Below are 6,412 nucleotides of genomic sequence, written 5' to 3' on the forward strand. Positions count from 1 at the left end.
CCGCGGAGCCGGGCTTCAACGCAAAACCGCTTATTGCTGACCTGTATGGATGCGTTGTCAAGGAGTTGGATGAGTTGGGTCGAATTGATCTGAACAAATGGGGGAGACTACCGACGATCCATATCTTACTTTGCGCTATCACCTGCGGATTGCAGCGAAGCGGGCGAATCAGTAACGGCCAGTGCGCGACGGCTAAGATTAGCCTGGGGGACCGCTGCTTGAACGTGAAAGCGCAGCATGCGTCGCCGCTCTGTGCGAAGCCTGAGTGGTCTCCATCCAGCGTTTGATCCTGTTGGCATCGCCGACCCGCGTCTGCTTGCCTGCCGAATCAAGCAACACGATGACCACCGGCTTATCAGCCACACGTGCCTGCATGACCAGGCACTTCCCGGCTTCGTGAATGTATCCGGTCTTGGATAGTCCGACATCCCAGGCCGCGCTCTTCACCAATGGATTCGTGTTGCGATAGGCCATTGCGCGCCCGCTAACGTCCACCGTCGCCTCTGCAGTGGTCGTGAATTCCCTGATTAGCGGGTAGCGGTATGCCGCGACAACCATTTTCGCCAAATCTCGCGCGGTGGATACGTTACTGCTGTTCAACCCGGTCGGATCATCAAAGTGCGTATCCTTCATCCCAAGCACTTTTGCTTTGATGTTCATCTCGGTGAGAAATGCGGACATTCCGCCGGGATAATGTCGAGCCAGCGCATTGGCCGCCCTGTTCTCTGAAGACATCAATGCGAGAAGCAGAGCGTTCTCGCGTGTCAAACCCGAACCCACACGCAAACGTGAACGGCTACCACGCAGGGTGTCGACATCTTCATCCGTAATGGCGATTTGCCCCCGCAGGCTTGCCTGGCTGTCCAGCACAACCATGGCCGTCATTAGCTTGGTGATTGAGGCAATTGGCACGACTTCGCTGGCGTTCTTCAGAAAGAGCTCATCGCCGCCGCCCTGCTCAATGACCAACGCAGCACTGGATTGCACAGCCAATTCGCGCGTCTCCTGCCACTGCTTTTCGCCACTCACTGAAACCTTGCTGGCCTTCTTTTTCCTGACCACTTGCGAAGGCTTACTCTTCTTGGCGACGGGAGCGACCTTGTTCTTGTGTGAAACAGATTTGCTCTTGTTTTTTTCGACAGCCTGTGCGTTATCGGCGACTGTAAAACCAGCGCCCAGCAACGTTACGAACAGCACAGCCGTTTTCATCCATAACCACATCGATAATGCCCCCAGTTGAATCTATTGAGATGATCATTCCGGTTCAGTCTATCACCGGGCAAATCAAAATCAAGAAAAATAATGAGATAGGGGAAATACTTGAGAGACAACATCAAAAATATTCATACCTCAAGAAAGGCCTTGACCTCCTCGCGACGAGCCATCGCGTCCTTATAGCCGAGGTCGATCAAGACACGGGTATAGGAACCCTCGAACAACAAATAACTTGCCAAAGCGCCACCGCGACGACTCATCGCACCGATGCCCCGTAGAAGAAAACGTACCGGCCAGGGTAGCGCGGTGACGTGGTCTGCTGCCAGGACATCAAGCTCTTCGGACGGAGAGAAGACCAGCGATTGAATCGGTCTAAGCGGGATCCGGTTTCGTTTCTTTACTTCATCAGGCATTGCCGCCAAGGTCAAATTGATGCGCTGCATTCTTTCGATATCTACGGCAAGGCTATCGAGAAAGATCGAAGAAAGCGCGTGGCCCGCGATCTGCGCCATAGTCGGGTAAGCAGTTGAATGCTGGCGCTCTACTGGTTCAAACATCCGGCCCGCACCGATGATCAGCACTTTTTCAGCGCCGAGATGAATTGCCGGGGAAATCGGCGCCAGTTGGCGCATTGAGCCGTCACCGAAATACTCGCGGTTGAGTCGGACCGCTGGAAAGATAAAGGGAATCGCACTGGACGCCAACAGATGATCAATATTGAGCTGCGCGCGACAGCTGAAGCGATGCGTTCGCTCCCACGATTCAACATCTGCGCCCGCCTGGAAAAAGCTGACGCTTTGACCGCTGGTGTATCCAGAGGCTGTCAGACTGACAGCATAGAGCGAACCGCGGTCAATTGACCGGCCAATGTTACGGAAATTCAGCTTCTGTTCGAGCAGTTCTCGCAACGGAGTATTGTCGAGCAGCGAACGGGGCGATCGCTTTAACAGCCAGCCAAACACCATCGTACCCATCCAGCTTGCACCTGAAGCAGCGATGCCCAAAGGGTCAGCGCGATAAACCTGTGCGGCATGAAAATTCCGCCAGACATCGGCCAGAGCATCGACTGCCGCGCCAAAATTGTCCGCATAACAGCCCAGCGTCACCGCATTGATGGCTCCGGCGGAAGTGCCGCAGAGAATCGTAAAAGGATTGCGTTCGGGCTCGGGCATAAGATCGCGGATGGCGAGCAGAACGCCGACCTGATAGGCTGCCCGCGCGCCGCCCCCCGCAAGAACCAGTGCTGTCCTGCCGTTGCTCGTCGAAGAAGAACCCGAATCGCTCATGGTGCATCGAATGATAACTGGATTGGAGGTTGGCGTAGCAACAACGATCATGGCGAAGCCGAAAAGGCGCCGGCAGCGCTATGCGCCGGCTCCTATGTGAGCGCATGTTGCACTATGGAAACGCTCCCGAAATTCGACGCGACAGCTTGACCGGCTAAAGCTATGGTACTATTTCCTAGGTCAATTATCGAAGCTTCCGAGTCGACCATGATTGCACTGCCTCATCAACAATCAGTCAAGTATTTCCGGCTTGGACCGACGTGTCGTCTCGCACTGGATCTGCCAGCCCATACAGGATTTCACGAAGCGATTTCCTGACGAGCAACAGCATGGATCCCCTTTTTTCAACTGTCCTTTAGAGAGTGTATTGCCATGACCCAAACCATATCCATCAATGCCCCTGATTACGTCAAACACGAAGGTCTGAAGAAGTGGGTTGCCGAAGTCGCCGCACTGGTTACACCGGATCGCGTCGTGTGGGCCGACGGCTCGCAGGAAGAATATGACCGCCTCTGTAACGAGCTGGTCGAAGCCGGCACTTTCACCAAGCTCAAGAAACGCAAGAACTCCTTCCTGGCTTTTTCCGACCCATCCGACGTTGCTCGTGTCGAGGACCGCACCTACATCTGCTCCGAGAAGAAAGAAGATGCCGGCCCCACCAACAACTGGGAGGACCCGGCCAAGATGCGCGAGACGCTGAAGGGCGTGTTCAAGGGCTGCATGAAGGGTCGCACAATGTACGTCATCCCCTTCTCGATGGGTCCCGTTGGCTCACCGATTGCCCAGATCGGCGTCGAAATCAGCGACAGCGCCTATGTCGTCGTCAACATGAAGATTATGACCCGTATGGGTAAGGCAGTGTTCCCGGTACTGGGTACCGATGGCCAGTACGTGCCGTGTGTGCATTCAATCGGCGCACCGAAGGAACCCGGCCAGAAGGATCCAAAGTGGCCGTGCAACCCGACCGTCAAGTACATCGTGCACTATCCCGAAACCCGCGAAATCTGGTCCTACGGCTCGGGCTACGGCGGCAACGCCCTGCTTGGCAAGAAGTGTCTTGCTTTGCGCATCGCGTCCAATATGGCACGCGACGACGGCTGGATGGCCGAGCATATGCTGATCCTCGGCGTCGAATCGCCCGCCGGTGATAAGCACTACGTCGCAGCCGCTTTTCCGTCCGCCTGCGGCAAGACCAATTTCGCGATGCTTGTCCCGCCAGCGAGCCTCGGCGGCTGGAAGGTCACCACCATTGGCGACGACATCGCCTGGATCAAGCCGCGCAAGGACAAGAACGGCGTTACGCGCCTCTACGCAATCAATCCGGAAGCCGGTTTCTTCGGCGTGGCTCCGGGAACCAACGACAAGACCAACTTCAACGCGATGGCTTCGCTGGCCGAGAACACTATCTTCACCAACGTCGCGCTGACCGACGATGGCGATGTGTGGTGGGAAGGCATGGGTCCCGCGCCAGCGCACGCCATCGACTGGCAGGGTAATGACTGGACGCCTGAAATTGCCAAGGAGAAGGGCACCAAGGCGGCACACCCGAACTCGCGTTTCACAGCACCTGCTTCGCAGTGCCCATGCATCGATGACCAGTGGGAAAGCACCGAGGGCGTGCCGATCTCGGCCTTCCTGTTCGGTGGCCGCCGCGCCTCGACCGTGCCGCTGGTGTGCCAGACCCGTGACTGGGATCATGGTGTGTATGCAGCCGCAACGCTCGGTTCAGAAACTACCGCTGCTGCCTTCGGCCAGCAAGGCGTCGTGCGTCGCGACCCGTTCGCGATGCTGCCGTTCTGTGGCTACAACATGGCCGACTACTACAGCCATTGGCTGAAGATGGGCAATGTCCCCGACAAGCCCGTGCCGATCTTCGTCGTCAACTGGTTCCGCATGAATGAGAAGGGCGAGTTCGCCTGGCCTGGTTTCGGCGACAATGCGCGTATTCTCAAGTGGATCATCGACCGTTGCGAAGGCCGCGTTTCAGGTACGGAATCCGTGCTCGGCTGGATGCCAAACTACGAGGACATCGACTGGTCTGGTGTCGACTTCTCCAAGGAAGAGTTTGCAAATGTAACCAGTCTCGACAAACAAGCCTGGCTTAGCGAGCTTGAAGGCGTCAAGGAGTGGTTTGACAAGATGGGAGCCAAACTCCCAGCCAAACTTGAATCCATCCGCACCGAGTTCGAGCAAAGCTTCAAGAAGGCAGCCTGAGCTTAAAGGAAATCGTCCCACGCCAGGGCCGCCTTCGGGCGGCCTTTTTCATTGACCCACAGAATGCCAAAAGATGGTTGATGATATGAAACTTGGTCCGGATTGTGAATTCCTGAACCTTGCATACGCCAATTGAGCCGCGACACTAATCTGCCGGCATGAGATATTCCGAACAATGACTCCCAGATTTCCTGCCAGTCGCCTTGCCGATATCGCTCCCTTTCATGTCATGGAACTGCTTTCCCGTGCCAAGGCACTCGAAGCTGAGGGCCGGGACATCATCCACATGGAAGTTGGCGAGCCGGATTTCGGCACACCAGAGCCGATCATTGCCGCTGCCCAGGCACACATAGCGACCGGTCGCGTATTCTACACACCGGCACTCGGGCTTCCCGAACTGCGCAGTGAGATTTCATCGTTCTATTCCAGTCGCTACGGAATTTCCGTACCTGCCTCGCGAATCGTTGTCACCTCAGGCGCTTCGGGTGCACTGCTACTGGCGATGGCCTGCCTCGCCGAACCGGGTAGTGAATGGTTGCTCACCGATCCTGGCTATCCCTGCAACTGCAATTTCGTACGTAGCTTCGAGGGTGTTCCTGTTTTCATTCCGGTCCGTGCCGAAAACAACTTTCAACCGACTCTCTCCGACGTCGACCAACACTGGAACGAGCGCACCGCTGGCGCTCTCCTTGCATCACCAGCCAACCCCACCGGTACGCTACTAGATGATGAAGTCATGGCTTCGATTGCCGGTTTTGTCCGGCAAAAAGGCGGGCGACTGATTGTCGACGAGATCTACCATGGACTGACCTACGATCGTGACGCTTCAACCGCTCTTCAGTTCGGGAACGACATCTTCGTCGTGCAGAGCTTTTCGAAATATTTCAACATGACAGGGTGGCGCCTTGGCTGGCTGGTCATTCCGGAATGCTTCATTCGGGATATTGAAAAGCTCGCACAGAATTTCTTCATCGCCCCTTCAACGCCGGCGCAATACGCCGCGATGGCCGCGTTTCAGCCGCCTACAATCACTATCCTCGAACAACGACGCGCTGAATTCCGCGGGAGGCGCGACTTCCTCGTAGCCGAAATCGAAAAGCTGGGTTTCCGATTGGAAGCCAAACCGGAAGGTGCCTTCTACGTCTATGCAGACTGTAGTGCTTTGACTCGGGACAGTTACCAGTTTGCCCTTGACCTGCTCGATTCGGTTGGCATTGCCACGACGCCGGGTCTGGACTTTGGTTCGCACGCGCCGAAGTCTCACCTACGCTTTGCCTACACCACCAGCATCGGGCGCATGGCCCAAGCCGTGGAACGCATCCATCGATTTCTCGGCTGATGCGAACGACCTTCAAAGAGGAATGCAGCGCACAAATGAAAGCAGCGTAACAAACGTTACGCTGCCAGCAAAATAGATCCAGGCGGGGGCAAGCAAGCCATCCCCCTCCCGACGTCGACGCCCTTACTTCGGGCGAGAACCCGTCGGGAACGGCCAAGCGCCTGTCGGATTGAGCGCTGATTTGAGGCCTGGCGTAGCAGCCGTTGATGGAGCAGATACCTGGGGTGCGGGTGTCGCCTTCTTGGCAGCAGCTTTCTTCGCCGCAGGCTTGGCAGCAGCTTTCTTCACCGCAGGTTTGGCAGCAGCTTTCTTCACCGCAGGCTTGGCAGCAGCTTTCTTCACCGCAGGCTTGGCAGCA

The 6,412-nt window shown here is 56.4% G+C and carries 4 protein-coding genes; 2 read left to right on the forward strand and 2 right to left on the reverse strand.

Annotated elements, in window-relative coordinates; all coding sequences use genetic code 11:
• Positions 1 to 198: 198 nt before the first annotated feature.
• Together pbpG and PROAA_RS03940 are read right to left on the reverse strand one after the other, a co-directional pair.
• Entirely contained in the window at positions 199 to 1,209 is a 1,011-nt protein-coding gene (gene pbpG, locus PROAA_RS03935; protein WP_245664144.1) for a D-alanyl-D-alanine endopeptidase, read from the reverse strand.
• Between the two features lie 134 nt (positions 1,210 to 1,343).
• Positions 1,344 to 2,501, reverse strand: a complete 1,158-nt coding sequence (locus PROAA_RS03940) for a patatin-like phospholipase family protein (RefSeq protein WP_186410087.1) — start codon at positions 2,499 to 2,501, stop codon at positions 1,344 to 1,346.
• 372 nt (positions 2,502 to 2,873) lie between these two features.
• Here PROAA_RS03940 and PROAA_RS03945 point away from each other — a divergent pair, with 372 nt between their 5' ends.
• Entirely contained in the window at positions 2,874 to 4,715 is a 1,842-nt protein-coding gene (locus PROAA_RS03945) for a phosphoenolpyruvate carboxykinase (GTP) (protein WP_186410088.1), read from the forward strand.
• Between the two features lie 175 nt (positions 4,716 to 4,890).
• Positions 4,891 to 6,054 (forward strand): pyridoxal phosphate-dependent aminotransferase, encoded by a 1,164-nt coding sequence (locus PROAA_RS03950; protein WP_186410089.1) that lies wholly within the window; start codon positions 4,891 to 4,893, stop codon positions 6,052 to 6,054.
• The last annotated feature ends 358 nt before the right edge of the window (positions 6,055 to 6,412 follow it).

It is taken from the genome of Candidatus Propionivibrio aalborgensis (genome assembly GCF_900089945.1).
In the GTDB taxonomy this organism is placed as follows: Bacteria; Pseudomonadota; Gammaproteobacteria; order Burkholderiales; family Rhodocyclaceae; genus Propionivibrio; species Propionivibrio aalborgensis.